Source organism: Streptomyces sp. NPDC093149, assembly GCF_044754145.1.
Lineage (GTDB): Bacteria > Actinomycetota > Actinomycetes > Streptomycetales > Streptomycetaceae > Streptomyces.
This window is the reverse complement of the sequence record NZ_JBIVON010000007.1, coordinates 143,408-169,694: the sequence shown is the minus strand read 5'-3', so window position 1 is coordinate 169,694 and position 26,287 is coordinate 143,408. Positions and strand designations below refer to the sequence as shown.

22 protein-coding genes are annotated in these 26,287 nt (G+C 69.7%); 8 read left to right on the top strand and 14 right to left on the bottom strand.

Going from position 1 to position 26,287, the window contains the following annotated elements; all coding sequences use genetic code 11:
* Nucleotides 1-65: 65 nt before the first annotated feature.
* The 5 genes from ACIQCZ_RS22205 to ACIQCZ_RS22185 all read left to right on the top strand — a co-directional run bounded on the left by ACIQCZ_RS22205 (nucleotide 66) and on the right by ACIQCZ_RS22185 (nucleotide 6,131).
* The gene (locus tag ACIQCZ_RS22205) at nucleotides 66-1,391 is read left to right on the top strand and encodes a DUF2252 domain-containing protein (RefSeq protein WP_402284426.1); all 1,326 of its coding nucleotides are present in this window, start codon (nucleotides 66-68) and stop codon (nucleotides 1,389-1,391) included.
* Nucleotides 1,392-1,461: 70 nt separating this feature from the next.
* Nucleotides 1,462-2,184, top strand: coding sequence for a hypothetical protein (locus ACIQCZ_RS22200; protein WP_402284424.1), 723 nt, complete (start codon nucleotides 1,462-1,464; stop codon nucleotides 2,182-2,184).
* Nucleotides 2,185-2,233: 49 nt separating this feature from the next.
* Nucleotides 2,234-3,049 carry a DsbA family protein gene (locus tag ACIQCZ_RS22195; RefSeq protein ID WP_402284423.1) on the top strand — a complete coding sequence of 272 codons (816 nt, stop codon included), beginning with the start codon at nucleotides 2,234-2,236 and terminating at the stop codon, nucleotides 3,047-3,049.
* A gap of 130 nt (nucleotides 3,050-3,179) precedes the next feature.
* Nucleotides 3,180-4,844, top strand: a complete 1,665-nt coding sequence (locus tag ACIQCZ_RS22190; protein ID WP_402284421.1) for an alkaline phosphatase D family protein — start codon at nucleotides 3,180-3,182, stop codon at nucleotides 4,842-4,844.
* A gap of 315 nt (nucleotides 4,845-5,159) precedes the next feature.
* Nucleotides 5,160-6,131, top strand: a complete 972-nt coding sequence (locus tag ACIQCZ_RS22185; protein ID WP_402284420.1) for a zinc metalloprotease — start codon at nucleotides 5,160-5,162, stop codon at nucleotides 6,129-6,131.
* A 49-nt stretch (nucleotides 6,132-6,180) separates the two neighbouring features.
* Here ACIQCZ_RS22185 and ACIQCZ_RS22180 read toward each other — a convergent pair whose 3' ends face one another.
* Nucleotides 6,181-6,759 carry a dienelactone hydrolase family protein gene (locus ACIQCZ_RS22180; RefSeq protein WP_402284676.1) on the bottom strand — a complete coding sequence of 193 codons (579 nt, stop codon included), beginning with the start codon at nucleotides 6,757-6,759 and terminating at the stop codon, nucleotides 6,181-6,183.
* Between the two features lie 37 nt (nucleotides 6,760-6,796).
* Here ACIQCZ_RS22180 and ACIQCZ_RS22175 point away from each other — a divergent pair, with 37 nt between their 5' ends.
* Nucleotides 6,797-7,921 carry a mechanosensitive ion channel family protein gene (locus ACIQCZ_RS22175; protein ID WP_402284675.1) on the top strand — a complete coding sequence of 375 codons (1,125 nt, stop codon included), beginning with the start codon at nucleotides 6,797-6,799 and terminating at the stop codon, nucleotides 7,919-7,921.
* A gap of 48 nt (nucleotides 7,922-7,969) precedes the next feature.
* Here the strand turns inward: ACIQCZ_RS22175 and ACIQCZ_RS22170 are convergent, their stop codons facing one another.
* Nucleotides 7,970-9,556 carry a Na+/H+ antiporter gene (locus ACIQCZ_RS22170; RefSeq protein WP_402284419.1) on the bottom strand — a complete coding sequence of 529 codons (1,587 nt, stop codon included), beginning with the start codon at nucleotides 9,554-9,556 and terminating at the stop codon, nucleotides 7,970-7,972.
* Nucleotides 9,557-9,795: 239 nt separating this feature from the next.
* On the opposite strand from ACIQCZ_RS22170, the gene ACIQCZ_RS22165 reads away from it, so the two are divergent.
* Nucleotides 9,796-12,117: a glycosyl hydrolase family 95 catalytic domain-containing protein gene (locus ACIQCZ_RS22165; protein WP_402284417.1), complete on the top strand. Its 2,322-nt coding sequence runs from the start codon at nucleotides 9,796-9,798 to the stop codon at nucleotides 12,115-12,117.
* A 110-nt stretch (nucleotides 12,118-12,227) separates the two neighbouring features.
* On the opposite strand, the gene ACIQCZ_RS22160 is transcribed toward ACIQCZ_RS22165, so the two are convergent.
* Genes ACIQCZ_RS22160 through ACIQCZ_RS22145 form a run of 4 tightly spaced genes read right to left on the bottom strand, consistent with a single transcriptional unit; the run spans nucleotide 12,228 to nucleotide 15,147 of the window.
* Nucleotides 12,228-12,710, bottom strand: coding sequence for a GNAT family N-acetyltransferase (locus ACIQCZ_RS22160; protein WP_402284415.1), 483 nt, complete (start codon nucleotides 12,708-12,710; stop codon nucleotides 12,228-12,230).
* Entirely contained in the window at nucleotides 12,707-13,648 is a 942-nt protein-coding gene (locus tag ACIQCZ_RS22155; protein WP_402284412.1) for an RluA family pseudouridine synthase, read from the bottom strand. Before ACIQCZ_RS22155 ends, ACIQCZ_RS22160 begins: the two co-directional genes overlap by 4 nt.
* A gap of 24 nt (nucleotides 13,649-13,672) precedes the next feature.
* On the bottom strand, nucleotides 13,673-14,263 hold the full coding sequence (gene lspA, locus ACIQCZ_RS22150; RefSeq protein WP_402284410.1) for a signal peptidase II: 591 nt from the start codon (nucleotides 14,261-14,263) through the stop codon (nucleotides 13,673-13,675).
* A gap of 59 nt (nucleotides 14,264-14,322) precedes the next feature.
* Nucleotides 14,323-15,147, bottom strand: coding sequence for a TraR/DksA family transcriptional regulator (locus tag ACIQCZ_RS22145; protein ID WP_402284408.1), 825 nt, complete (start codon nucleotides 15,145-15,147; stop codon nucleotides 14,323-14,325).
* Nucleotides 15,148-15,686: 539 nt separating this feature from the next.
* Between ACIQCZ_RS22145 and ileS the strand changes: the two genes are divergently transcribed.
* Nucleotides 15,687-18,836, top strand: a complete 3,150-nt coding sequence (gene ileS / locus ACIQCZ_RS22140) for an isoleucine--tRNA ligase (protein WP_402284406.1) — start codon at nucleotides 15,687-15,689, stop codon at nucleotides 18,834-18,836.
* A gap of 241 nt (nucleotides 18,837-19,077) precedes the next feature.
* Here ileS and ACIQCZ_RS22135 read toward each other — a convergent pair whose 3' ends face one another.
* The 8 genes from ACIQCZ_RS22135 to murG form a co-directional block, all read right to left on the bottom strand.
* Nucleotides 19,078-20,220: a DivIVA domain-containing protein gene (locus tag ACIQCZ_RS22135; RefSeq protein ID WP_093894941.1), complete on the bottom strand. Its 1,143-nt coding sequence runs from the start codon at nucleotides 20,218-20,220 to the stop codon at nucleotides 19,078-19,080.
* A gap of 49 nt (nucleotides 20,221-20,269) precedes the next feature.
* The gene (locus tag ACIQCZ_RS22130; RefSeq protein WP_072483208.1) at nucleotides 20,270-20,554 is read right to left on the bottom strand and encodes a YggT family protein; all 285 of its coding nucleotides are present in this window, start codon (nucleotides 20,552-20,554) and stop codon (nucleotides 20,270-20,272) included.
* Nucleotides 20,555-20,624: 70 nt separating this feature from the next.
* Entirely contained in the window at nucleotides 20,625-21,242 is a 618-nt protein-coding gene (locus ACIQCZ_RS22125; protein ID WP_114244064.1) for a cell division protein SepF, read from the bottom strand.
* A gap of 126 nt (nucleotides 21,243-21,368) precedes the next feature.
* The gene (locus tag ACIQCZ_RS22120; RefSeq protein WP_402284404.1) at nucleotides 21,369-22,088 is read right to left on the bottom strand and encodes a YggS family pyridoxal phosphate-dependent enzyme; all 720 of its coding nucleotides are present in this window, start codon (nucleotides 22,086-22,088) and stop codon (nucleotides 21,369-21,371) included.
* A gap of 6 nt (nucleotides 22,089-22,094) precedes the next feature.
* On the bottom strand, nucleotides 22,095-22,853 hold the full coding sequence (pgeF, locus tag ACIQCZ_RS22115; protein WP_376209851.1) for a peptidoglycan editing factor PgeF: 759 nt from the start codon (nucleotides 22,851-22,853) through the stop codon (nucleotides 22,095-22,097).
* Nucleotides 22,850-24,064, bottom strand: a complete 1,215-nt coding sequence (gene ftsZ / locus ACIQCZ_RS22110) for a cell division protein FtsZ (protein WP_402284401.1) — start codon at nucleotides 24,062-24,064, stop codon at nucleotides 22,850-22,852. The genes pgeF and ftsZ overlap by 4 nt, the downstream gene beginning before the upstream one ends.
* 277 nt (nucleotides 24,065-24,341) lie before the next feature.
* Nucleotides 24,342-25,136 carry a cell division protein FtsQ/DivIB gene (locus ACIQCZ_RS22105; protein WP_402284400.1) on the bottom strand — a complete coding sequence of 265 codons (795 nt, stop codon included), beginning with the start codon at nucleotides 25,134-25,136 and terminating at the stop codon, nucleotides 24,342-24,344.
* Between the two features lie 53 nt (nucleotides 25,137-25,189).
* A complete protein-coding gene (gene murG, locus ACIQCZ_RS22100; RefSeq protein WP_376209846.1) occupies nucleotides 25,190-26,284 on the bottom strand; it encodes an undecaprenyldiphospho-muramoylpentapeptide beta-N-acetylglucosaminyltransferase in 1,095 nt (364 codons plus the stop codon).
* Nucleotides 26,285-26,287 lie beyond the last annotated feature (3 nt).

The window sequence follows — 26,287 nt, the reverse complement described above, 5'->3', positions numbered from 1 at the left end:
GTTGGAGGGGCTGAGAAGCCCGTCCCCTTTGTTCATGCACGTCAGGTACCAGGAGGCACCTACAGATGTCGGAAGCGCAGACCGGCGCGGCGCAGCGCGGGGAGCAGATTCTTGAGGTCTTCGACACGGCGTTCGGGGATCTGCTGGCCGCCGATCCGGCTGCCTTCCGGGTCAAGTTCCGCAAGATGGCGGGCTCGGCGTTCGCCTTCTACCGGGGCACGGCGTGCCTGTTCTACGACGACCTGGAGCGGGAGCGGCACGGCGGCCCGTATCTGGACGAGCGGACCGGCCGGGTGTGGATCCACGGCGATCTCCACGCGGAGAACTTCGGCACGTACATGGACGCCAACGGCCGGCTGGTCTTCAATGTGAACGACTTCGACGAGGCGTACGTAGGCCCGTTCACCTGGGACCTCAAGCGGTTCGCCGCCTCCGTCGCGCTGATCGGCTACGCCAAGGCGCTGGGCGACGACCAGATCACCGAGCTGGTCCGGATCTACGCGGCGGCCTACCGCGAGCGGATCCACGCGCTGGCGACGGGTGCCAAGAGCGACGAGGTACCACCCTTCACCCTGGACACGGCCGAGGGCCCGCTGCTGGACGCGCTGCGCGACGCCCGGTCGCTGACCCGGTTCTCGCTGCTGGACTCGATGACGGAGATCAGGGACTTCGAGCGCCGGTTCGCGGCGGGCGGCGGCTCGATCGATCTGGACGCGGCGACGCGTTACAAGGTGCTGGCCGCCTTCGACGGCTATCTGGAGACACTGCCGGAATCGAGCCTGACCCGCCCCGACTCCTACCGGGTGAAGGATGTCGTCGGCCGTCGCGGCATCGGCATCGGTTCGGCCGGGCTGCCCTCCTACAACATCCTCCTGGAGGGCAACAGCGACGCCCTGGAGAACGATGTGGTGATCTATCTCAAGCAGGCGCAGACCCCGGCCGTCTCCCGGCACATCACCGACGCGGCCGTGCGCGACTACTTCCAGCACGAGGGTCACCGCACGGTCATCTCGCAGCGCGCCCTGCAGGCGCACGCCGACCCGTGGCTGGGCTGGACCGAGCTGGACGGGGCCGGACAGCTGGTCGCCGAGGTGTCCCCGTACGCGGTCGACCTGGACTGGTCCGACATCGACGAGCCGGAGGAGATCGCCGCGGTCGTCGCCGACCTCGGCCGGGCGACGGCGACGATGCACTCCGCGGCGGACGACGAGAGCGGCCACTCGCTGGTGCCGTTCTCCACGGAGCGGGCGATCGACGCGGCGATCGCGGCGGACGAGGAGGGCTTCGCCGACCTCCTGGTGGACTTCGCCCACGGCTACGGCGCCAGGGCCCGCGCCGACCACCAGATCTTCGTCGATCTCTTCCGCAACGGCCGGATTCCGGGGCTTTAGGACCCTCGCACGCAACCGATCGCGCCCCTTCGGGGAACGCCTACAGGTTCGCATGCGACACTCCTCGACGATGGACATATCCGGGACGCAGCTCAGAGTCGTTCGCGCGGCGCTTTTCACGGCGCTCGTCGTGACGCTCTCCTCCGCGTCCCATGTGCTGCTCTCCCGGGTCGCGCTGCCGCTGAACGCCGTCGCGCTGCTGGCCGGTGCGGTCTTCGCCGTGGCGTACGCGCTGGCCGGCCGGGAGCGCGGCTTCGGGTCGATCGCCGGGCTGCTGATACCGCTGGAGCTGGCCGCCGACACCGTCTTCACCACCGGCCAGCACCTCTGTTACGGCGCGGCGGGCGGCCCGATCGCGGGTCCGCTGCGCTCGGTCGGCGTCGATGTGCTGTGCGGCGGTGGTGACATCGGCGCCGGTGCGGCCCGGGTCGGTGACGTCGGCACCCCGCTCGCCTCGGTGACCGACGCCGGACACACGACGGCCGCGCTGCTGGCCTCGCCGGGGCCCGCGGTGCCGTGGCTGCTGCTCGCCGCTCATGTGACGGTCGGGCTGCTCGCCGCGGCCTGGCTGCGGCGCGGCGAGTCGGCGCTCGCCGGCCTGCTGCGCGCGGCGGCGGTCCTGGCGTTCCGGCCGCTGTTGATCGCGGTCGCCGTGGTGGGTACCGCCCGCCGCTCCCTGCGACGCGAGGCGCGCCCCGCCGGACGCGACCCGCACCCGCTCGCCCCCGCCCGTCTGCTCGTGCACTCCGTGGGACGGAGGGGACCGCCGCGCTCGGCCTGCGCCATCGCCTGAGCACGCACGTCCCCGACCACGCACCACCCACACCCATGGAGAAACGAACATGAGCAAGCGCAACAGCCAGGCCAACAAGGCGGCGGCCCGCGAGCGTCTGCGCGCCGAGCGCGAGCGCCAGGCCAAGAAGGACAAGGCCCGCAAGCAGATCATCGTCGGCGTCTCGATCGTCGGCGCACTGGCCGTCGTCGGCGCCGCCAGCTGGGGTGTCATGCAGCTGAACAAGCCGTCCCACTGGGAGGCGGCCAAGGACGCCAAGAACGTGACGGCGCCCAAGAACACCTCGGGCGAGAACGGCACGACCGTCGTCATCGGCAAGTCGACCGCCAAGAAGACCCTGGAGCTGTACGAGGACTCGCGCTGCCCGATCTGCGGCACGTTCGAGCAGACCGTCGGCGAGACGGTGCACAAGGACGTCGACGCCGGGAAGTACAAGATCAAGTACGTGGGCGCCACGTTCATCGACGACATGAGCAACGGCGAGGGTTCGAAGAACGCGCTGAGCGCGCTCGGCGCGGCGCTCAACGTCAGCCCGGAGGCCTTCCTCGACTACAAGTACGCGCTCTACTCCGCGAAGTACCACCCGGAGGAGACCGACGACAAGTTCAAGGACGACTCCTATCTGATCAAGATCGCCGACACGGTGGACGCGCTGAAGGGCAACAAGGACTTCCAGAAGGACGTCGAGGACGGTACGTACGACAGCTGGGCGATGAAGATGTCCGCGGCGTTCGACAAGAGCGGCGTGAAGGGCACCCCGACGCTGAAGATGGACGGCAAGACGCTCACCGACGGCAAGAGTGAGAACGCGCCGATGACGGTTGCCGACTTCAACACCGCGATCGACAAGGCGCTGAAGGGGTAGGGCCTGCGGCGGCCGGGGCCGGACGGGCCCCGTCCGAGCGGCGAACCTCCGGCTGCGGCTCTCCGACGGGCAGGCGAACTTCCTTCATTCGCCTGCCCGTTCGCCATACCGGTCAGTAGGGTTCTGCTGCGTGACCAGTCGACACGATTCTTCGCCGCTCTCCGCCCCCAGCCGCCGCACGGTCGTCAAGGCCGCTGCCGCCGGCGCCGTCATGGCCCCCGTGCTGGGTGCCGCCACCACCGCGCGCGCCGCGGACGGGCCCGCCTTCCTGCACGGTGTCGCCTCCGGCGACCCCCTGCCCGACGGCATACTCCTGTGGACCCGGATCACCCCGACCCCCGATGCCGTGCCCGGCTCCGGCCGTGGCGCCGATACCGCGGTGCGCTGGGAGGTCGCCGAGGACAAGGAGTTCGCCCGGGTCGTCGCGCAGGGTGCCACCGTCGCCCGTGCCGCGTCCGACCACACCGTCAAGGCCGATGTGCGAGGGCTGGCCCCGGCCACCGCGTACTGGTTCCGCTTCTCGGCGGGCGACGACGGCGTGCGGACCTGGTCGCCGACGGGCCGCACCCGCACCGCGCCCGCGGCCGGGGCGGCCACGCCCGGTGTGCGCTTCGGGGTGGTCTCGTGCGCCAACTGGGAGGCCGGGTTCTTCTCCCCGTACCGGCATCTCGCCGCCCGCGCCGATCTCGACGCGGTGCTGCACCTCGGCGACTACATCTACGAGTACGCCTCAGGCAGTTACCCGGCCGCGAAGTACGTCGTACGGCCGCACGAGCCGAGGCACGAGATCCTCACCCTCGCCGACTACCGCACCCGGCACGGCAACTACAAGACGGACACCGACCTCCAGGCGCTGCACGCCGCCCACCCGGTGATCGCGATCTGGGACGACCACGAGTTCGCCAACGACGCCTGGTCGGGCGGGGCCGAGAACCACACGCCGGGCACGGAGGGCGCCTGGGCCGACCGGGTCGCGGGCGCCAAGCAGGCGTACTTCGAGTGGATGCCGGTCCGCGCCTCCACCGAGGGCACCGTCTACCGGCGGCTGCGCTTCGGCAACCTGGCCGATCTCCACCTCCTCGATCTGCGCAGCTTCCGCTCCCAGCAGTCGACGATCGGCAACGGCTCGGTCGACGACCCGGATCGCACGATCACCGGCCGGGCCCAGCTGGACTGGCTGAAGTCGGGCCTGGCCGGCTCGGAGGCCACCTGGAAGCTGGTCGGCACATCGGTGATGATCTCGCCGGTCGCGTTCGGTTCCGTACCCGCGCATCTGCTGGGGCCGCTGGCCGAGTTGCTGGGGCTGCCCAAGGAGGGGCTCGCCGTCAACGTCGACCAGTGGGACGGCTACACGGACGACCGCAAGGAACTGATCACGCATCTGCGGGACCGGTCGATCACCAACACGGTCTTCCTGACCGGCGACATCCACATGGCGTGGGCCAATGACGTACCGGTGAAGGCGGCGACGTATCCGCTCTCGGCCTCGGCCGCCACCGAGTTCGTGGTGACATCGGTGACCTCGGACAACCTGGACGACATCCTGCATGTCGCACCGGGGACCGTCTCGGTGGTCGCGAGCGCGGCGGTCAAGGCGGCCAACCGCCATGTGAAGTGGGTGGACATGGACTCGCACGGCTACGGCGTCCTCGACGTCACCGCCGAGCGCTCGCAGATGGACTACTACGCGGTCTCCGACAGGACGAAGCGGGACGCGACCGCCGCCTGGACACGTTCCTACCGGACGCTCAGCGGAACCCAGAAGGTCGAGCGGGTGAACCAGCCGGTGCGCTGAGGGTTCATTTTCGGCCACTCCACGCCATGTTGACGGCGTATTACGTCACTACGGCGGGTGGCGTGTCTCCCGACCCCAATGGGGACACACCGCCCGCCGGGGTGACGCGGGATGTTACGTCGGCGTCTCAAACTCTGGAACGCACAGAATTATTTCTCCAAGCTTTCCCGGTTTGTCCTGTGATTGATTGGGCTTGATCAATTCTCTTCAAGATCTGACATGCGCACGTAATCTCCCGGCGGCGGGTGAGGAAATCCCTCCCCCACACATCCGCGAGGAGCCCCTGTGCGCACTCTTGCCCGTATATCGCCGCGTATGCGTAACCGTGCGATCGGCACCGCCGTACTGGCCGGAACCCTGGCCATAGCACCACTCTCCGCCACCGTCGGAACCGCCGCCGCAAAGACGTCGGCCTCCTCCGCGTCCGTCGCGTCCGCCGAGAAGTGCGCGAGCGGGACGAGCGCCGGCGCCACCGCACGCGCGGCCCGCCCCTCGGGCACCAAGCACGTCGCGGACCCCAATGAGCTGACCGCGGCCCAGGCCAAGGCCATCGACACGCAGATGAAGGAGAGACTCGCGGACCGCCGGGTGAGCGGCTCCACGCTCGCCGCCGGAGCGACCATCCCGGTCTACTTCCACGTCATCCACTCCGGCACCACCGGCAAGCTCACCGCGAGCGACATCAACGGCCAGATGAATGTGCTGAACGCGGCCTACAGCGGCCAGGGCACCGGCAACACCAACTCCGGCTTCCAGTTCTCGCTGGCCGGCACCGACTACACGGACAACGCCTCCTGGTACAACCTCTCCTCGGGCTCCTCCGCCGAGAAGTCGATGAAGTCGACGCTGCGCAAGGGCGGCAAGAACGCGCTCAACATCTACACCGCCAACCTCGGCGGCGGCCTGCTGGGCTGGGCCACCTTCCCCAGCTCGTACACGTCCAGCCCGAGCATGGACGGCGTCGTCATCCTGGACGCCTCGCTGCCCGGCGGGTCGGCCACCAACTACAACGAAGGCGACACCGCCACCCACGAGGTCGGCCACTGGATGGGGCTGTACCACACCTTCCAGGGCGGTTGTAACGGCAACGGCGACTACGTCGCCGACACCCCGGCCGAGGCGAGCGCGGCGTACGCCTGCCCGACCGGACGCGACACCTGCACCAGCAAGGCCGGTGTCGACCCGATCCACAACTTCATGGACTACACGTACGACTCGTGCATGTACCAGTTCACACCGGGCCAGGTGCAGCGGATGAGCGACAGCTGGACCGCCTACCGGGGCTGATCCACCGTCCGTACGAAGGGCCCCGCGGCGTGCGGGGCCCTTCGCGCGGTCACAGCGTGGCGAGGAAACCGAGCGAGACCTTCCAGGCCAGCTCGGCCGACGCCCGGTCGAAGTCGGACAGTTCGGGATCCGTGAAGAGATGCCCCGCCCCCGGGTAGCGGTAGATCTCGACATCGGCACCGGTCCGCTGCATCTGCAGATACCAGGAGTTCAGCCAGTCGTGCGTCTCGAACGGGTCGGGGTCCGCGACATGCAGCTGTACGGGCAGCTCGTCCACCGAGGCGTTCTCCGCGATGTCCGAGGTGCCGTGGAACAGCAGCAGACCGCGCGCCTTCTCGTCGCCGAGCGCCAGGGTCTGCGCGGTGGCCGCGCCGAAGGAGAACCCGGCGTACACCAGGCCCCGGTCGGAGTAGGGCGCGGCGGCCAGCACGGCCCTCCTGAGCAGTTCGTCCTTGCCCACCTCTTCCTTGAAGGCCAGGCCCTCCTCGACGGTTTCGAAGGTGTGCCCCTCGAAGAGATCGGGCACGTGCACCTCGTGCCCGGCGGCGCGCAACCGGTCGGCGGCAGCGTGCACCGCGGGGCGCAGACCGTACGTCGAGTGGAAAAGCATGATGTTCATGAGGCCCATGGTGCCAGCTACGGTCGAGAGCATGGAGAGCGACGGGATGGAGAGCGTGCTGCGTCCGCTGATCGTGATCGGTGGCGCGGTCGTGATCACGCTGCTGGTCGGCTGGCTGGTCGATCTGCTGCTCAGACGGTCCGACGACCGCCACCGGGAGACACCGCTGTGGGGTCTGCTGCGGCGCTGCCGGATCCCGCTCCAGCTGACTCTGTGCACGGCGCTGCTGAGGGGTACGTACACCCACACCCGGCTCGAACCGGTCGACGACCATCGGGCGGGGATCGGCCAGGTGCTGACGCTGGTGCTGATCGGCGCTTCGGCCTGGCTGGTGGTGCGGATCGCGGTGGCCGTGGTCGATTCCGTCTATGCCCGGTACGCGGCGAGCACCCGCGACCCGGCGCGGGTGCGGCGGGTCCGTACGCAGGTGACACTGATCCAGCGGGTGGTCACGGCGATCGTGGCGACCGTCGCGGCCGGCGCGATGCTGCTGACGTTCCCGGCGATGCGGACGTTCGGCACCTCGATGCTGGCCTCGGCCGGTGTCCTCGGCATCGTCGCGGGCATCGCGGCCCAGTCGACGCTCGGCAACCTCTTCGCGGGGCTGCAGATCGCGTTCGGCGACATGGTGCGCATCGGTGACACGGTGGTGGTGGACGGCGAGTGGGGCACGATCGAGGAGATCACGCTGACCTTTCTCGCGGTACGGACCTGGGACGAGCGGCGGATCACGATGCCGGTCTCGTACTTCACCAGCAAGCCGTTCGAGAACTGGTCGCGCGGCGGTGCCCAGATGACCGGCTCGGTCTTCTTCCATCTCGACCACTCGGCCCCGGTCGCCGCGATGCGCGAGCAACTGCGGGACATCCTGGGTGAGTGCGCCGCCTGGGACGGACGCAACTGGTCCCTGGCGGTCACGGACACCACACCGTCGACGATCCAGGTCCGCGCGGTGGTCACGGCGAAGGACGCGGACGACATCTGGACGGTGCGCTGCGCGGTCCGGGAGCAGCTCATCGGCTGGCTGCGCGACCACCATCCCTACGCGCTGCCGCGGATCGCGACGGCGCCCGCCACGCTTCCGCCCGAGGACGCGTGGCCGCGCCCGTCCCACCCGACGGACGAGAAACCGGCCGACCGCGACAAGTCGCCCCGCACGGGACGCGGCTGATCCGGCCCGGGTCCCCGCGGGCGCCGGCGTACGGGCCGGCCCGCCGCCTCACCGCAGGCTGCGTACGTCCAGCTGTCGCAGCACCCGGTCGACGACCTCCGGATCCGTACCCGACTCGTTGCGGGCCGACAGCACCGCGTGGCGGGCGGCCGACATCATCTCGCGCTGGATGCGGTTGACCGCCTTGAACCGCTCGGCACGCTTCGCGTACGCCTCGCGGCGCTCCTCGTCGACCATGTCGGGACTGATCCGCGCCCCCACGTCGTACGCCAACCGCTGCAGCCGCTCCGCGACTTCCTCCGGGAAGTCCTCGACCTCCTGGATCTCCTTGAGCCGTTGCTTCGCGGCCTTCGCGGCGCGGATCGCGAGGTCCTTCTCCAGCGCCTCCTCGGCGTCCGTGTCCGCCCGGACCCGGAGCTTGCGGACCAGCCACGGCAGGCTGAGTCCCTGGACGACGAGCGTGGCCATGATCACGGCGAAGGCGATGAACACGATCTCGTCGCGTCCCGGGAACGGCTTCCCGTCGTCCGTCTGCAGCGGGATCGCGAGCGCCAGCGCGACCGAGGCGACGCCGCGCATCCCGGACCACCACATGACGACGGTCTCCCGCCAACTGGTGGGGATCTCCTCGCTGACATCGCGCCGGGTGTGCAGCCGCTTGGCGAGCCAGGTCGCCGGCAGCAGATACAGCAGCCGTACACCGACGACGACCGCGACGACGGCCAGACCCCAGCCGAGCATCTGGAGCTCGCGGCCGTCGGACGTCCCGAAGACGTTGTGCAGTTCGAGGCCGATCAGTCCGAAGGCGACTCCGGTGACGAGGGTGTCGACGATCTCCCAGAAGCTGCGGCCGGTGAGCCGACCGAGGACGTCATCGGCGTCGGCGGTGTGCTCGGCGAGGAAGAGCGCGGTGGTGAGGACGGCGAGGACACCCGATCCCATCAGCTCCTCCGCGAGCACGTAGCTCACGAACGGCACCAGCAGGGTGAGGCCGACCTGGAGCGTGGCGTCGCCGAGCAGGCCCATGAGCTTGATGGTGATCCAGCCGAGCGCGAGGCCCACGACCACGGCGACGACCGCGGAGAGTATGAGCAGCCCGAAGGCCTCCGGCAGCGAGAACGTGCCGCTCACCGCGGCGGCGATCGCCACGTGGTAGAGCACGATCGCGGTCACGTCGTTGAACAGTCCCTCGCCCTCCAGGATGGAGACGAGCCTGCGCGGCAGCCCGACCGAGCCCGCGACGGCCGTCGCCGCGACGGGGTCGGGCGGGGCGACGAGCGCTCCGAGCGCCACTGCGGCGGCGATGGGCAGCCCGGGAACGATCGCGTTGGCCACCGCGGCGACGGCGGCGGTCGTGATGAAGACCAGCGCCACGGCCAGCAGAAAGATCGGTCGTTTATTGGCGGCGAACTGCCGCCAGGACGTGCGCTGCACGGAGGCGTAGAGCAGCGGCGGCAGCAGCGCGGGAAGAATGATCTCGGGCGGGATGTCCACATTGGGTACGAAGCTGAGGAACGCCATGCCGACGCCGGCGAGCGTCATCAGCACCGGCGCGGGCAGCCCCAGGCGCTGCCCCAGCGGCACCGTGACCACAGCTCCGAGCAATAGCATGAGGAGCAGTGCCATTTGGTCCACGAGGTGCCTTCCGGAGCGCGGTGTGCCGGCCACCGTGATCGGCCGACATGGACTTCAAGCCTGCCACGCAAGGCCCGCAATCCGGACAACACCCCCTTCACACCCACCATCGGTCAACCATTCCTCCGATGTTTATGCGGTCACCCCCTTCCGCTCCCTCTTCAGGGCGGGCAGTATGCGGCGTGCGTGATTCAGGGACAAGAACCCTCACCACATACATGACTGGCAGGAGAAACCACGTGACCGCGTTCTCCCGAAGGCATTTCGTCGGCGCCGCCGCTGCCGGAGCATCCGCGCTCTGGCTCGCCGGCTCACCCACCGCATGGGCCGCGTCCGCTCCCTCCCCGGCGGGCCGCCCGGAGGCGGACGTCCACGAGAGGACCGTCCGCGACGCCGCCATGACCTGGCGCACCCTCCCCACCGGCTGGCAGCAGGCCCCCTTCCTCGCCAACGGCTACCTCGGCGCCCAGCTGTACGCGGGAAAGACCGCCGACACGCTGAAGCTGATGCTCAGTCACAGCCAGGTGCAGGACCAGCGGGGCCAGTGGCGCGGCGGCATAGGCTTCTCCCGCCTCCCCATCGGGTACTTCACCCTGACCCTCGCCGGGGAGATCACCGGCGTCGACTGGACCCTGGATCCGTACGACGCCGAGCTGCGCGGCACGGTCACCACCAGCCGCGGCTCACTGACCTTCTCCGCCCTCGTCCACAACGACACCGGCGCCCTGCTGATCTCCACCCGGCCCTCCCCCGGTGAGGAGTCCGCCGCCTGGTCCTTCCAGTGGCTGCAGGCCGCCACCACCCGCAACAGCGGCAAGCCGGAGGACTACACGCCCAACCCGGACCCACGCGTCGGCGACGGCTTCGTCGAGCAGCCGCTGCTCGCGGGCGGCGGCTGGACCACCGCCTGGCGCGAACGCCGCGAGGGCACCGGCCGACTGCTCGCCGCACACCTGGTGTACCGCTTTCCCGGCCGGGTGTCGGAGGCGACGACGGCCGCGCTCCGGGCCGTGGACCGCACCCTCGCCACCGACCTCGACCGACTGGTGGAGCGACACCGCGGCTGGTGGCACGCGTACTACCGGCGCAGCTTCCTGTCCGTGCCGGACAAGCGGCTGCAGAGCTTCTACCTCATCCAGCTCTACAAGCTCGCCGCGTCCACCAGGGCCGAGGGCCCGACGATCTCCGAATGGGGCCCGTGGTTCCCCGAGGTCGGCAACAACTGGACCGCGGTCTGGTGGAACCTCAACGTCCAGATCGGCATGGCACCCGTCCACGGCTCCAACCATCCCGAACTCGACTCGGTGACGGGCACCTTCCGCCGCTTCGAGCACAACCTCCCGGCCTCCGTCCCCGTCGACCACCGCGACGGCGAGAGCTATGCGCTGGGCCACCCCTCCGACTGGCAGCTGCGCGCGGGGGACACGTACGACGTCGGCGCCCCGGGCTCGGACCACGTCTCCGACAACTTCGGCAACCTCACCTGGGCCCTGCACAACGTCTGGCAGTCCTACCGGCACTCGATGGACCTGTCCGTCCTGCGCGACGTGGTGTACCCGATCCTGGCGAAGGCCATCAACTTCTACGCGCACTTCCTGCACGAGGGCCCCGACGGCAGGCTGCATCTGCTGGAGACCCGCTCCCCCGAGTACGCCAACGCCGCGGACTGCACCTACGACCTCTCACTCGTCCGCTGGGGCGTGCGCACCCTCATCGCCTCCGCGAAGCTGCTGCGCAACGACGACCCCCGGCTGAAGCGCTGGCAGGACATCGACCGCAGGCTCACCCCGTACGCCGAGGACCCGGTGGCCGGCGTCATGATCGGCAAGGACGTCCCGCTCGCCGACTCGCACCGCCACCACTCGCATCTGCTCTGGCTGCACCCGCTGCGCGAGCGGAACTGGGACCGGGCCGGGGACCGCGATGTGATGCGGCGCTCCATGGACCACTGGGTCTCCATGCAGCAGCTGTGGCACGGTTACAGCTACGCGACCGCCTCGTCCATGTACTCGGTGATGGACGAGCCGGAGAAGGCTCTCGACTTCCTGACCTTCTTCACCGATCTGAAGGTGGTCGCGGACTGTCAGATGACGGTCAACACCATGTACAGGGAGGGCAAGAACCTCGCCCTGGAGAGTCCGCTGTCCGCAGCCCAGTCGATGCTCGACATGGTGGTGCAGGGCCACGAGGGAGTCGTGAAGGTCTTCCCCTCCGTCTCGGACCGCTGGGCGGACGCGTCGATCGCCTCACTGCGCACCCAGGGCGCGTTCCTCGTGGACGCGGACCGCTCCGGAGGTGCCACGCGCTGGGTACGGGTGCACAGCGAAGCGGGCGCCCCGCTGACCCTGGACCACTCGATCACGGGCCGGATAGACGTACGCGACGCACACGGGCGACCGCTGCACTGGCGGGAGACCGGACCGGGACGGATCGCCCTGAGCCTGCCGCGCGGAGGCACGGCGGTGGTGACTCCGCACGGCGCGCGCCCGTCCGGGACGAAACCGCGCGACGTGCCGTCGAACGGGACGTGGACGCGCTGGGGCCTGCCGGAGCGCCCCTGACGACCGCCGGGGTGCCGCCGCGTCCGTACGACCGGAGCGGCACCCCGCGCCGGGATCTTGCGCCGGGGGCCTTTCGTTCGGATCGAACCCGGCGTGACCGGGGGCAGCCCTCAGTCCTGCAGAGAGCGTCGCATCGCCCGGTGCGGGATCCCCGCGTCCGGGAATTCGGGACCGTACGCCGCGTACCCGAGCCGCTCGTAGAAGCCGAGCGCATGGGTCTGGGCGTGCAGGTCGACGGCGGCCAGGCCCAGCTCACGGGCCGCGTCCTCGATGGCCCTCACCAGCGCCACGCCGACGCCGAGGCCGCGCGCCCGCCTGATCACCGCCAGCCGGCCGAGCGAGCCGACGGCGAGGTCCGTGCCGGTCCTGGCCACCGCGGCCGGGCCGTGCAGCAGCCGCCCGGTACCGAGCGCCGAACCGTCCGCCGCGACGGCGATCACATGCACCGCGTCCGCGTCGTAGGCGTCGTACTCGATCTCCTCAAGCACGTTCTGCTCGCCGACGAAGACGTCCTTGCGGACCTGGAAACAGGCGGCGCGGTCCCGCTCGTCGATGACCGTACGGGTGATGTACGGGGCAGGCGTGCCGCTCACTCGCTCTCCGCGGTGATCTTGTCCAGGGCATGCTGGAGGTCGTCGGGGTAGCTGCTGGAGAACTCCACCCAGCTGCCGTCGGCGGGGTGCTCGAAGCCCAGTCGGACGGCGTGCAGCCACTGCCTCGTCAGGCCGAGGCGCTTGGCCATCGTCGGGTCGGCGCCGTAGGTCAGGTCGCCGACGCAGGGGTGGCGGTGGGCGGACATGTGCACCCGGATCTGATGGGTGCGGCCCGTCTCCAGCTTGATGTCCAGAAGGCTGGCGGCGCGGTAGGCCTCGATGAGGTCGTAGTGCGTCACGGAGGGCTTGCCGTCGGCGGTGACGGCCCACTTGTAGTCGAGGTTGGGGTGGCGCCCGATGGGGGCGTCGATGGTGCCGCTCATCGGGTCCGGGTGCCCCTGCACCAGCGCGTGGTACTTCTTCTCGACGACCCGGTCGCGGAACTGTGCCTTCAGCAGGGTGTAGGCACGCTCGGACTTGGCCACGACCATCAGGCCGGAGGTGCCCACGTCGAGACGGTGGACGATGCCCTGGCGCTCGGCCGCCCCGGACGTGGAGATCCGGTACCCGGCCGCGGCGAGACCACCGATGACGGTCGTGCCGGTCCAGCCGGGGCTCGGGTGGGCGGCGACCCCGACCGGCTTCACGATCACGACGATGTCGTCGTCGTCGTGCACGATCTCCATGCCCTCGACGGGCTCGGCGACGATCTGCACCGGAGCGGGTGCCTGCGGCATCTCCACTTCCAGCCAGGCACCGCCCCGCACCCGCTCGGACTTCCCGACCACCGAACCGTCCACCTGCACCTTCCCGGCAGCGGCCAGCTCGGCGGCCTTGGTGCGGGAGAAACCGAACATCCGGGAAATGGCGGCGTCGATGCGCTCGCCCTCCAGACCGTCGGGTACGGGCAGGGTGCGGACCTCGGGATACGTACTCACCTGATCGAGTATGCCTTGCGCCCGCTAGTCCTTGTGCACGGTCCCGTCGGGGTCCAGGCCCCTGAAGGAGAGGAGCACGATCAGGATGCCGCCGCAGACGATCGCGGAGTCCGCGAGGTTGAAGACGGCGAAGTGTTCGACGGAGATGAAGTCCACCACCGCGCCCTCGAAGATGCCGGGGGCGCGGAAGAGGCGGTCGGTGAGGTTGCCGAGCGCTCCGCCGAGCAGCAGCCCGAGCGCTATGGCCCACGGCAGGCTGTAGAGCTTGCGGGCGATCCGGGCGATCACGACGATCACGGTGGCAGCGATGACGGTGAAGATGACCGTGAACGCCTCGCCGAAACTGAACGCGGCGCCCGAGTTGCGAATCACCTCGAACCTCAGCCAGTTGCCGAGGACCTCGATCGAAGGGTGATGCTCCAGCTTCGCGACCACGACCATCTTGCTGATCAGGTCGAGCAGGAAGGCGAAGGCGGCCATGACGAAGAGCACCGCGATCTTCCGCTTGCCCCTGCTCGGGGCAGCCTCCTCGACCCGGCCCCCGGCCTCGTCCCCTTCGGTCCCCTCAGCATCGGGGATGTCCGGCGTACCGATGATGCGCTCCGCCTCTGCCACGTGAGTCCCTCAACCCTAGGTTCCTGACTGAGCACGAGGGTACGACACAGCACCACGGATCAACCGCGTCGCTCCTGTTTCTGTTTGTCCTCGACGCAGAGCGTGGCGCGGGGGAACGCCTGCATCCGTGCCTTGCCGATCGGGTTGCCGCAGACCTCGCACAGCCCGTACGTCCCGGCGTCGAGCCGGGCCAGCGCCCGCTCGGTCTGGTCCAGCATCTCCTGGGCGTTGGCGGCGAGCGACATCTCGTGCTCGCGGGTGATGTTCTTGGTGCCGGTGTCCGCCTCGTCGTCACCCGCCCCGTCGCCGGAGTCGCGCATCAGCCCGGCGAGCGCCGCGCTCGCCGCCTCCAGCTCACTGCGCAGGCGATCGATCTCGCTGCTCAGCACGGACCGTGCCGCTTCGACCTCTTCCGGCGTCCAGGGGTCCTCACCCGGCCGGACCGCCAGCTCGCCCGGGTCCGCCGTGGCGATTCCAAGGGCCGGGGGCACGGGCCCGGAGCCCTTGCCGGGCGCGCGGGTCCGGGCCGCGCTCTTCTTCGCTACCACCGTCTGGGCTCCCGTCTGCTCGGCGGCCTCGGCCGCCACCGTGGCCGCCGCAGCGGCCTTCTTCGAAGCCTTCTTGGCCCCGCTCCTCTTCGCAGGCGCCTTCTCGGCCGAGGCCGCGTGCCGGGCATCCACGTGCCGGGCGGGCGCCGCCCTCTTCCGGGCCGCGGTCTTCTTCGCGGCGGTCTTCTTGTCCGCGGTCTTCTTCGCGGCGGTCTTCTTGTCCGCAGTCTTCTTCACCGCGGCCTTCTCGGCAGCCTCTCCGCTCGTCCTCCCGGCCGTCGCACCCGTGGATCTCGCTGACGCCGGCTTCTTCGCGGCGCTCTTCTTCGCCACCATGGTCCGGCCCCTTCACATATTGTGATCTTGCACGCGAATCGTGCTGGGACGATAAATCGACCCCAGCCCTGCGGCAACGGGGCACGCCGCCGAATCGCCCCTCCCCGTGTCCGGATACCGACGCGTCTGAATCCGTTGTGCCCAGCTCCCCGCCGGGTAATCCGTCTCCCTGGCCCCCGCCGGGACCCCACGAGCCCGTGTCTGCCCATTCGGGTCACGCCGCGACCCACGGGTTAACCGGTCGGCCGTCGCCCGGACGGGCCCGTACACTGGCCTCAGCGAGAGGCGTGGATGGGACGAGTAGCGTCGTACGCAGCCAGGAGCGACCCGGGGACGGTGGAAGCCCGGGGGCGAGCGCGTCGTGAAGATCACCCGGAGCCGTCGGAAGAAAGCCTCAGGGCGAGTAGAACCGGCATCGCGACCCCAATGAGGGGGCCACGGGCACACGCCCGGGGCCAAGGAGGGTGGTACCGCGGGAGCCGATGAGGCCCTCGTCCCTCCGACGGAAGTGGAAAACGTCCGCCGGAGGAAGTCCGCCCATGACATCGCCGCAGTATCACCAGGTGCCCGCCCAGGTCGACCTGCCCGCGCTGGAGCACGCCGTGCTCGATTTCTGGCGCGAGAGCAAGGTCTTCGCCAAGAGCCTCGAACAGTCCGAGGGCCGCCCCGAGTGGGTCTTCTACGAGGGCCCGCCGACCGCCAACGGCATGCCCGGCGCCCATCACATCGAGGCCCGCGTCTTCAAGGACGTCTTCCCCCGCTTCCGCACCATGCAGGGCTACCACGTCGGCCGCAAGGCCGGCTGGGACTGCCACGGACTGCCGGTCGAGCTCGCGGTCGAGAAGGAGCTGGGCTTCAACGGCAAGAAGGACATCGAGGCGTACGGCATCGCCGAGTTCAACGCCCGGTGCCGCGAGTCCGTGACCCGCCACACCGACGCGTTCACCGAGCTCACGACCCGGATGGGCTACTGGGTCGACCTCGACGACGCGTACCGCACGATGGACCCCGAGTACGTCGAGTCGGTGTGGTGGTCGCTGAAGGAGATCTTCAACAAGGGCCTGCTGGTCCAGGACCACCGCGTCGCCCCCTGGTGCCCCCGCTGCGGCACGGGCCTCTCCGACCACGAGCTGGCCCAGGGGTACGAGACGGTCGTCGACCCTTCGGTCTTCGTACGCTTCCCCCTCACCTCCGGCCCCCTGGCCGGCGACGCCTCCCTCCTCGTCTGGACGACCACTCCCTGGACCCTGGTCTCCAACACCGCAGTCGCCGCGCACCCCGATGTCACCTATGTCGTCGCGACCGACGGCAAGGAGAAGCTCGTCGTCGCGCAGCCGCTCGTCGAGAAGGCGCTGGGCGAGGGCTGGGAGACCACCGGCCAGACCTTCACCGGCCGCGAGATGGAGCGCTGGACGTACGAGCGCCCGTTCACCCTGGTCGACTTCCCCGCCGAGGCCCACTACGTCGTCAACGCCGAGTACGTGACGACGGAGGACGGCACGGGTCTGGTCCACCAGTCCCCCGCGTTCGGCGCCGACGACCTCGTCGTCTGCAAGGCGTACGGCCTCCCGGTCGTGAACCCGGTCCGCCCCGACGGCACCTTCGAAGAGGACCTGCCGCTGGTCGGCGGCGTCTTCTTCAAGAAGGCCGACGAGGCGCTGACCGAGGACCTGGACACCCGCGGCAAGCTCTTCCGGCACGTCCCGTACGAGCACAGCTACCCGCACTGCTGGCGCTGCCACACCGCGCTGCTCTACTACGCGCAGCCGTCCTGGTACATCCGTACGACCGCCATCAAGGACCGGCTGCTCGAAGAGAACGAGAAGACCAACTGGTTCCCGGACTCGGTCAAGCACGGCCGCTTCGGCGACTGGCTGAACAACAACGTCGACTGGGCGCTGTCCCGCAACCGCTACTGGGGCACCCCGCTGCCCATCTGGCGCTGCGAGGACAGCCACCTCACCTGCGTCGGCTCACGCACCGAGCTGAGCGAGCTGGCCGGCACCGACCTCTCCGGCCTCGACCCGCACCGCCCGTTCATCGACGAGATCACGTTCACCTGCTCGCACGAGAACTGCCAGCTGGAGGCGTACCGCGTCCCCGAGGTCATCGACGCCTGGTACGACTCGGGCTCGATGCCCTTCGCGCAGTGGGGCTACCCGTACAAGAACAAGGAGATCTTCGAGAGCCGCTACCCGGCGCAGTTCATCTCGGAGGCCATCGACCAGACCCGCGGCTGGTTCTACACGCTGATGGCGGTCGGCACGCTGGTCTTCGACAAGTCGTCCTACGAGAACGTGGTCTGTCTGGGCCACATCCTCGCCGAGGACGGCCGCAAGATGTCCAAGCACCTCGGGAACATCCTCCAGCCGATCCCCCTCATGGACCAGCACGGCGCGGACGCGGTGCGCTGGTTCATGGCGGCGGGCGGCTCCCCGTGGGCGGCGCGCCGCGTCGGCCACAACACGATCCAGGAAGTCGTCCGCAAGACCCTCCTGACGTACTGGAACACGGTCGCCTTCCAGGCCCTGTACGCCCGTACGTCCAACTGGGCGCCCTCCGCCGCCGACCCGGCCCCGGCGGACCGCACGGTCCTGGACCGCTGGCTGCTGAGCGAGCTGAACGCACTGGTGGACCAGGTCACGCAGGCTCTGGAAGGTTACGACACCCAGCGCGCCGGCAAGCTCCTGTCCGCGTTCGTCGACGATCTGTCCAACTGGTACGTACGCCGCTCGCGCCGCCGCTTCTGGCAGGGCGACAAGGCGGCGCTGCGCACCCTGCACGAGGTCGTCGAGACGGTGACCCGGCTGATGGCCCCGCTCACCCCGTTCATCACCGAGCGGGTCTGGCAGGACCTGGTCGTTCCGGTCACCCCGGACGCCCCGGAGTCGGTCCATCTCTCCGCCTGGCCCAAGGCGGACTTCGCGGCCATCGACCCGACCCTCTCCACCCAAATGGCGCTGGTGCGCCGCCTGGTCGAGCTGGGCCGGGCCACCCGTGCCGAGTCGGGCGTCAAGACCCGCCAGCCGCTGTCCCGGGCCCTGGTCGCGGCGTCGGGCTTCGAGTCCCTCTCCCCCGAACTGCACACGCAGATCACGGAGGAGCTGAACGTCTCCTCGCTGGCCTCGCTCTCCGAAGTCGGAGGCTCGTTGGTCGACACGACCGCGAAGGCCAACTTCCGCGCGCTCGGCAAGCGGTTCGGCAAGGGCGTCCAGGCGGTGGCCAAGGCGGTCGCGAACGCCGACGCGGCGGCCCTGTCGCTGGCCCTGCGCGAGGGCACGGCATCGGTCGAGGTGGACGGCGAGACGGTGAGCCTCGCCCCCGACGAGGTGATCATCACCGAGACCCCGCGCGAGGGCTGGTCGGTGGCGTCCGACTCGGGCGCGACGGTCGCCCTGGACCTGGAGATCACCCCGGAGCTGCGCCGCGCGGGCCTGGCCCGTGACGCGATCCGCCTCATCCAGGAGGCCCGTAAGAACAGCGGTCTGGACGTCGCGGACCGCATCGCCGTCCGCTGGACGTCGGCCTCCCCCGCCACCGTGGAGGCCCTGACCGAGCACGCGGCCCTGATCGCGGACGAGGTCCTGGCCCTGGACTACGCACAGGGCGAGGCGGACCAGGAGTACGGCCGGCCGTTCGAGGACGAGGGTCTGTCCCTGACCTTCCGTCTCCGCAAGACGGAGCAGTAGCCCGGACGCATCGAGGGCCCGCCCGGAACACCTGTTCCGGGCGGGCCCTCTGCGTGTTCCCGACGCGGCCCGGCCCTGGGCTGCGGGAAGGGGAAGCGCTACGGGAAGGGGTAGCAAGGGAGCGGGGCCCACCCGCGCACCGCCCACGCCCCGTCCACGGGAAAAGGGCCGGGCCCCGGGGAAACCCCGGGGCCCGGCCCTCAGCCTGCCGACGGCTACGCGCTCATCGCGCGCACCGGGCTCAGTTGTCGTCCTCGTCGATCAGGAACCCACGCATCGGCGACGGGGCCTGCTGCATCGGCTGCGGCGCCTGCGGCCGCACCGGCGCCATCGGCTGGGTCATCGCCGGCGACATCTGCTGCTGGCCGCCGTACGAGGGCCCACCACCCATGGACGGGTTGCCGCCCATCGGCGGGTTGCCGTGACCGCCGTGGTTGCCGCCCATGGTGTGACCCATGGCGCCCGCACCGGCCGGGGCCAGCGAGGGCGACGGCGGCAGCGAAGCGGTCGCCGGGGTCCGCGGCGGGGCCAGCGAGTCGTCGGCCTGGGTCTCCAGCTGACGCAGCTGGCTCTCCAGGTAGGACTTCAGCCGGGTCCGGTACTCGCGCTCGAAGCCACGCAGGTCCTCGACCTTGCGCTCCAGCGTCGCGCGGGCCGACTCGAGCGAGCCCATCGCCACGCGGTGCTTCTCCTGCGCGTCCCGCTCCAGCGCGTCCGCCTTGGCACGCGCGTCCCGCTCCAGTCCCTCGGCGCGGCTGCGCGCCTCGCCGACGATCTTGTTGGCCTCGGAACGGGCCTCCGCGATCGCCTGGTCGGCGGTCTGCTGCGCGAGCGACAGGACACGGGCGGCGCTGTCGCCGCCGGGGCCCTGACCGGGCTGCTGCATCTGCGGCGGCTGCTGCATCTGCTGCATCTGCTGCTGGGGGGCGTGACCGCCCATGGGACCGCCCATCGGGCCACCCATGGGACCGCCCTGCATCGGACCGGGGCCGTGCGGGCCCTGCGGGCCGGGGCCGTGCTGGCCCTGAGGACCAGGACCGTGACCGCTGGGACCGGCGGGCAGCTGCGGAGCACCACCGGGCAGCTGGGGGGGACCCATCTGCGGGGGCTGCTGCTGGACCGGCGGACCCGATATGGCGGCGGGCACAGGTGCCCCGGGCCGGTCCTGCGGCTCCGGCTTGCGCATTCCCTGCTGCTGGTTCTGCGCGGCGGCACGCGTGGCGGCGGCCAGCTTCGCGCGCAGGTCCTCGTTCTCACGGAGCAGGCGCGTCAGCTCGGACTCGACCTCGTCGAGGAAGGCATCGACCTCGTCCTCGTCATAGCCTTCTCGGAGGCGGACGGTCGTGAACTGCTTGTTCCGCACGTCCTCGGGGGTCAGCGGCATCTCTTCTTCACCTCTACGTAGTCGTCGGCAGTCGGCAAGACCGTATCGCTCACAGCCTGATCACGATGCTGATCAGGATGTAGACGATGATCATCAGAACGAAGAAGGACAGGTCGAGTGCCACGCCCCCGAGACGCAGCGGCGGGATGAACCGCCGCAGAAGCTTGAGCGGTGGATCCGTGACAGTGTAGGTGGCCTCAAGTATGACCACCATCGGCTTGCCGGGCTGCCATGAACGTGCGAACTGGAAGACGTAGTCCATGACCAGCCGGAAGATCAGCACGATGAGGAAACACATCAACGCGATATAGACAACCTGCAATGCGACGCCCATTTCGCGCTTCCCTCTCCCCTGGCTCTCGTAGCTCCGGCCTTACGGCCGGGTCGTTCCTGGTGTCGTGTTCTCAGCTCTGGTTGAAGAATCCGCCCTCAGCAATGCGGGCCTTGTCCTCCGCCGTGACATCGACGTTAGCAGGCGACAGCAGGAACACCTTCTGCGTCACGCGCTCAATGCTGCCATGGAGACCGAAGACGAGTCCTGCGGCAAAGTCGACAAGTCGCTTCGCGTCCGTATCGTCCATCTCCGTGAGATTCATGATCACCGGAGTGCCCTCACGGAAGTGTTCCCCGATGGTACGGGCCTCGTTGTAGGTCCGGGGGTGCAGCGTGGTGATGCGGTAGGGCTCCCGCTCGGACACAACCTTGGGCATGATCACCGGTGCGTTCTTCTCCATGTTCGGGCGTTCAGGTGTGATGGATGCCACGGGTGCGATTCGGGCGGGTCGCTCCCTTTCCGCCGGGATCTGAACCGGCTCCCGTTGCGCGGGAGGCTGTACCACTCGTACCGGTTCGTCCCGTTCCCGGTCCCGCTCCACCTGATGCGCGGGCTGGTGCCGCCGCCGGTCCCGCTCGGGCTCCGGCTCGGGTTCGAATTCGTCGTCGGGGTCGAACCCCGGACCGTCGTACCCATCGTCCTCCACGAGGCCGAGGTAGACCGCCATCTTGCGCATCGCGCCGGCCATGCTCTGAGTCCTCCGCTCTGTGGTGGATCGGCGTCTGTCACCAAGTGCCCCGCGATCCACTGAGGCCTGCCCGCCATAGGCGGGAATGACCATATTTTCTGCTGTGGTCCGACCTGCTTGGCGACGTTACCCGAGCCTCGGTCGGACTCCGAGCACCGCCGTACCGACGCGCACATGTGTCGCTCCGGCCGCAATCGCGTCCTCGAGGTCCGCACTCATCCCCGCAGAGACCATGTTCGCAGCCGGATGGTTCCCGCGCAGGCGGGATGAGAATTCCATCAGCCGGTCGAAGGCGGCGCGTTGCCGTCCCGCGTACGGGCCGGCGAGCGGCGCGACGGTCATCAGACCGTCGAGCCGCAGCCCGGGGGCGGAGTCGACCGCAGCGGCCAACTCCTCGATCCCGTCCGGCGCGACACCGCCGCGGTCACCCCGTTCACCGCTCTCCGCGTCGAGCGCGACCTGGATGAGGCAGCCGAGTTCGCGCTCCTCGCGCACGGCCGCCGCGGACAGCGCCGTGACCAACTTGGCCCGATCCACCGACTGCACGACATCGGCATAACTGGCCACAGAACGAACCTTATTCGTCTGCAATTGACCAACAAAGTGCCAGATGAGCGACAGATCCGCACATTCGGCTGCCTTGGGCGCCGCGTCCTGGTCACGATTCTCCGCGACATGACGCACACCGAGTTCATGCAGAATCCGCACATCGCTCGCGGGGTAGGTCTTGGTGACCACGATGAGGGTCACTTCCTCCCGCTTGCGGCCCGCGGCGATACAGGCGGAAGCAATGCGTTCCTCCACCTGTGCCAGATTTTCGGCGAGTTGAGTCCTACGGTCCGTCATGACCTATCAGTCCAACCAGACATATCCGGCGAGCCGCCCGGTGGTGCGGTCGCGGCGGTACGAGAAGTGATCGCCCGATTCGAGGGTGCAGACCGGCGACGCCTGCCGGTTCTCGACCCCGAGGGCTTCGAGCTGGGCCAGGACCCCGGCGGTGACATCCACGGCGGGGGTGCCCCAGCTGGTCTCGGACCAGGCGGCCGGGACGCTCTCGGCGACCTCGGCACGCATCCCCGACGGGACTTCGTAGCACCGTCCGCAGACAGCCGGTCCGGTGCGGGCGATGATCCGGTGGGTCTCGGCACCGAGTCCGACCATGGCCTCGACCACGGCGGGGACCACGCCCGCGACCAGACCGGGACGGCCGGCGTGCGCCGCCGCCGCGATCCCGGCGACCGGGTCGGCCAGCAGTACGGGGGTGCAGTCGGCGGTGAGCACGGCCAGCGGCAGCCCGCGCCGTGCGGTCACCACCGCGTCCACCTCGGGGATCTCCGCGGCGTCTCCCCACGGGCCGTCGACCACCGCGACGTCCCGACCGTGCACCTGGTTCATCCAGACGACCTGCGCCGGGTCCAGGCCGAGGGCCCGTGCGGCGCGTTCCCGATTGGCCAGAACGGCGGCGGGGTCGTCTCCGACCGCGCCGCCGAGGTTGAGCTCCTCGTACGGAGCGGCGCTCACCCCGCCCCACCTGTCGGTGAAGGCGAAGTGCGCGCGATCCGCTGAGGACACTGAAGGTGCTGCGGGACCTGCGTGATGCGGACCTATCACTTCAAGAAGTCCGGAACATCCAGCTCTTCGGCCTGGGAGTCCTGGTAGGGACGGGCCGGCGGGATGTGCGGCGGAGTGATCGGCGGCAGGTGGCTCTCGCCGACCGCCGATACGGGCTCGGCCTGGACCGGAGGCTCTTCGCGCGGCGGCACGGAACCCAGTCCGCCGGTCTGGCGCACGGGCTCGGCGGTCCGGACCGGCGCGGCCGGCTCTTCGCGCTTGGCGGTGTTCGCGCCCAGGACGTTCTCGCGCCGGGCCGGCGGCTGCCCGCCGTCGAAGCCCGCCGCGATCACCGTGACGCGGACCTCGTCGCCCAGCGCGTCGTCGATGACCGCACCGAAGATGATGTTCGCCTCGGGGTGCGCCGCCTCGCTCACCAGCTGGGCGGCCTCGTTGATCTCGAAGAGACCGAGATCGCTGCCGCCGGAGATGGAGAGCAGGACACCGCGGGCGCCGTCGATGGACGCCTCCAGGAGCGGCGAGGAGATCGCCATCTCCGCGGCGGCCACCGCGCGGTCGTCGCCGCGGGCCGAACCGATGCCCATGAGTGCCGAACCGGCCTCGGACATGACCGACTTGACGTCGGCGAAGTCGAGGTTGATCAGACCAGGCGTCGTGATCAGGTCGGTGATGCCCTGGACACCCGAGAGCAGCACCTGGTCGGCCGACTTGAACGCGTCGAGCACGCTGACCTGGCGGTCCGAGATGGACAGCAGCCGGTCGTTGGGAATGACGATGAGGGTGTCGACCTCTTCGCGGAGCTCGGCGATGCCGTCCTCCGCCTGGTTCGCGCGTCGCCGGCCCTCGAAGGTGAACGGGCGGGTGACCACGCCGATCGTCAGGGCGCCGAGCGAGCGCGCGATGTTGGCGACGACGGGTGCGCCGCCGGTGCCGGTGCCGCCGCCCTCTCCGGCGGTGACGAAGACCATGTCGGCCCCCTTGAGGACCTCCTCGATCTCCTCACGGTGGTCCTCTGCCGCCTTGCGACCGACGGCCGGGTTGGCCCCGGCGCCGAGGCCGCGGGTGAGTTCGCGGCCGACGTCGAGCTTGACGTCGGCGTCGCTCATCAACAGGGCTTGCGCATCAGTGTTGATCGCGATGAACTCGACGCCCTTGAGACCGACCTCGATCATTCGGTTGATGGCATTGACACCACCGCCGCCGACACCGATGACCTTGATGACTGCGAGGTAGTTCTGCGGTGCTGCCACGTCGAAGGCCTCTCGCCTCGAGTTACGTGTCGTCGCTTCGCGGTAGTCCCGCCGCGACGACGGATGCCGATTGGGGCGGTCCGAAACGCCGACCCAAACCCTAACGTTGAAGTTTAGGGTTACCAGTGTGTCTGCTTCATGGACTCTTCCGAACAGGACACTAAGTCGACAAGTGGCGCGCGTTCAACGAACACGCCGAACCTCCCGTTTTTCTTTTCACCCTATGTGATCACCCGTAGCGCTGACCAACCAGGGTGCTGGCCAGGCCAAATGTGCGTCAACTGCCCGACACCGCGGGGGCGGTGGGTGCACTCACGTCGAAGTGTCCCGCTTTGGGGGCGGCTTTCATCAGAGCGATGAGGACTCTCGCCTTCACCGACCCGTCCTCACCACTGCCCCAGACCACCGTCCGCCCCCGGGTGAGCCCCAGGGAGATCGAATCGTACGAGGTGACCCGTACGACCTCGGTGTCCCTGGCGACGGCGTCCGGAAGACCGCCCGCGACCCGGACCGCCTCCCGCACCAACCGGGCGCTGCCGAAGCGACGCAGGCTCGCGGACCGCTCAGGCGTCAATTCCAGCAGCGGCACATGGCCGGGCGATTTGTCCACTGTTGCGAAACGAACACCTTTCGCATCCACTTCAATGAACTTTTTGCCCTTTTTCATCAAAAGGACCGGTTGCCGTTCGGTCACCTTAAGCCGGATTCCATGCGGCCATGACCGCACGACATCCACCGAGTCGATGCGAGGCAACTTCCGGCGCAACCGGTCGGCGACGGCATCGGTGTCCACGGAGATCAGCGGAGCACCGATCGGCACCGCCGCGGCGGCCTCCACCTCGGCCGGGGTCAGCACGTCGACCCCGCTGATCCCGACCTGTTCGGCACGGAGCCAGGAGGAGCCGTAGAGCGCCCAGACGACGCCGGAGCCGAGCAGCAGCACCAGCACGCCGATCACGATCGACTGTCTGCGGCCGGGCCCTCTGCGCCCCTGCGGGCGCGGGCGCGACGGGCGGGCCGAGGAGTCCTCCTGCTGCGCTGCACCGCGCTGGGCGGTTGTCGGTCCGGCCACGCTCGCTCCTTATGCCGGGTCCGGGGGCGCCGCCCCCGGACCCGTCCACCGCCTCACGCGCCTCGGCGCGCGGCAATCGCCTCGTACACCATGCCGACGAGCAGGTCGTCGGCGTCCCGGCGGCCGAACTCGGCGGCGGCTCGGGACATCTCGTACAGCCGGTGCGGATCCGCCAGCACGGGAAGGACGTTCCCCTGCACCCACTCGGGGGTGAGCGCCGCGTCGTCCACCAGCAGACCGCCGCCGGCGTTGACCACCGGCTGGGCGTTGAGCCGCTGCTCACCGTTGCCGATGGGCAGCGGGACGTAGGCGGCGGGGAGCCCGACGGCGGAGAGCTCGGCGACGGTCATCGCGCCCGCGCGGCAGAGCATCATGTCGGCCGCCGCGTACGCGAGATCCATCCGGTCCACGTACGGTACCGGGATGTAGGGCGGCATCCCGGGCATGTTGTCGACACGCGGCAATTCGTTCTTCGGACCGACCACGTGCAGGATCTGGATCCCGGAGCGCTGCAGCAGCGGGGCGACCCGCTGGACCACCTCGTTGAGGTGACGGGCGCCCTGCGAGCCGCCGGAGACCAGCAGCGTCGGCAGATTGGGGTCGAGCCCGAAGGCGGCACGCGCCTCGGGGCGGACCCGGGCCCGGTCCAGGGTGGCGATGGTCCGGCGCAGCGGGATGCCGATGTAGCGGGCACCGCGCAGCTTGCTGTCGGGGGTGGAAACGGCGACCCCGTGGGCGTACCGGGAGCCGATCTTGTTGGCCAGGCCCGGCCGGGCATTGGCCTCGTGGACGACGATCGGCACACCGACCCGCTTGGCGGCGAGGTAGCCGGGCAGGGCGACATAGCCGCCGAAGCCCACGACGCAGTCCGCCTTGGTGCGTTCCAGGACCTGCTCGGCCGCCTTGATGGTGCCGCGCAGCCGTCCCGGGACGGTGATCAGTTCCGGGGTGGGCTTGCGCGGCAGCGGTACGGCCGGGATCAGGGCGAGTTCGTACCCCCGCTCGGGTACGAGCCTGGTCTCGAGTCCGCGCTCCGTGCCGAGGGCAGTGATTCCCACGGTCGGGTCCTGCCTGCGCAGGGCGTCCGCGAGGGCAAGCGCGGGCTCGATGTGGCCGGCGGTCCCCCCACCGGCGAGTACGACATGCACCGA

Coding starts and splice junctions, on each gene's coding strand:
- ileS (WP_402284406.1), top strand. CDS start 15,687: ATGACATCGCCGCAGTATCACCAGGTGCCCGCCCAGGTCGACCTGCCC.
- ACIQCZ_RS22180 (WP_402284676.1), bottom strand. CDS start 6,759: ATGGGCCTCATGAACATCATGCTTTTCCACTCGACGTACGGTCTGCGC.
- ACIQCZ_RS22145 (WP_402284408.1), bottom strand. CDS start 15,147: ATGGTGGCGAAGAAGAGCGCCGCGAAGAAGCCGGCGTCAGCGAGATCC.
- ACIQCZ_RS22175 (WP_402284675.1), top strand. CDS start 6,797: ATGGAGAGCGTGCTGCGTCCGCTGATCGTGATCGGTGGCGCGGTCGTG.
- ACIQCZ_RS22125 (WP_114244064.1), bottom strand. CDS start 21,242: ATGGCCGGCGCGATGCGCAAGATGGCGGTCTACCTCGGCCTCGTGGAG.
- ACIQCZ_RS22130 (WP_072483208.1), bottom strand. CDS start 20,554: ATGGGCGTCGCATTGCAGGTTGTCTATATCGCGTTGATGTGTTTCCTC.
- ACIQCZ_RS22120 (WP_402284404.1), bottom strand. CDS start 22,088: ATGACGGACCGTAGGACTCAACTCGCCGAAAATCTGGCACAGGTGGAG.
- ACIQCZ_RS22185 (WP_402284420.1), top strand. CDS start 5,160: ATGCGTAACCGTGCGATCGGCACCGCCGTACTGGCCGGAACCCTGGCC.
- ACIQCZ_RS22200 (WP_402284424.1), top strand. CDS start 1,462: ATGGACATATCCGGGACGCAGCTCAGAGTCGTTCGCGCGGCGCTTTTC.
- ACIQCZ_RS22135 (WP_093894941.1), bottom strand. CDS start 20,220: ATGCCGCTGACCCCCGAGGACGTGCGGAACAAGCAGTTCACGACCGTC.
- ACIQCZ_RS22195 (WP_402284423.1), top strand. CDS start 2,234: ATGAGCAAGCGCAACAGCCAGGCCAACAAGGCGGCGGCCCGCGAGCGT.
- ACIQCZ_RS22205 (WP_402284426.1), top strand. CDS start 66: ATGTCGGAAGCGCAGACCGGCGCGGCGCAGCGCGGGGAGCAGATTCTT.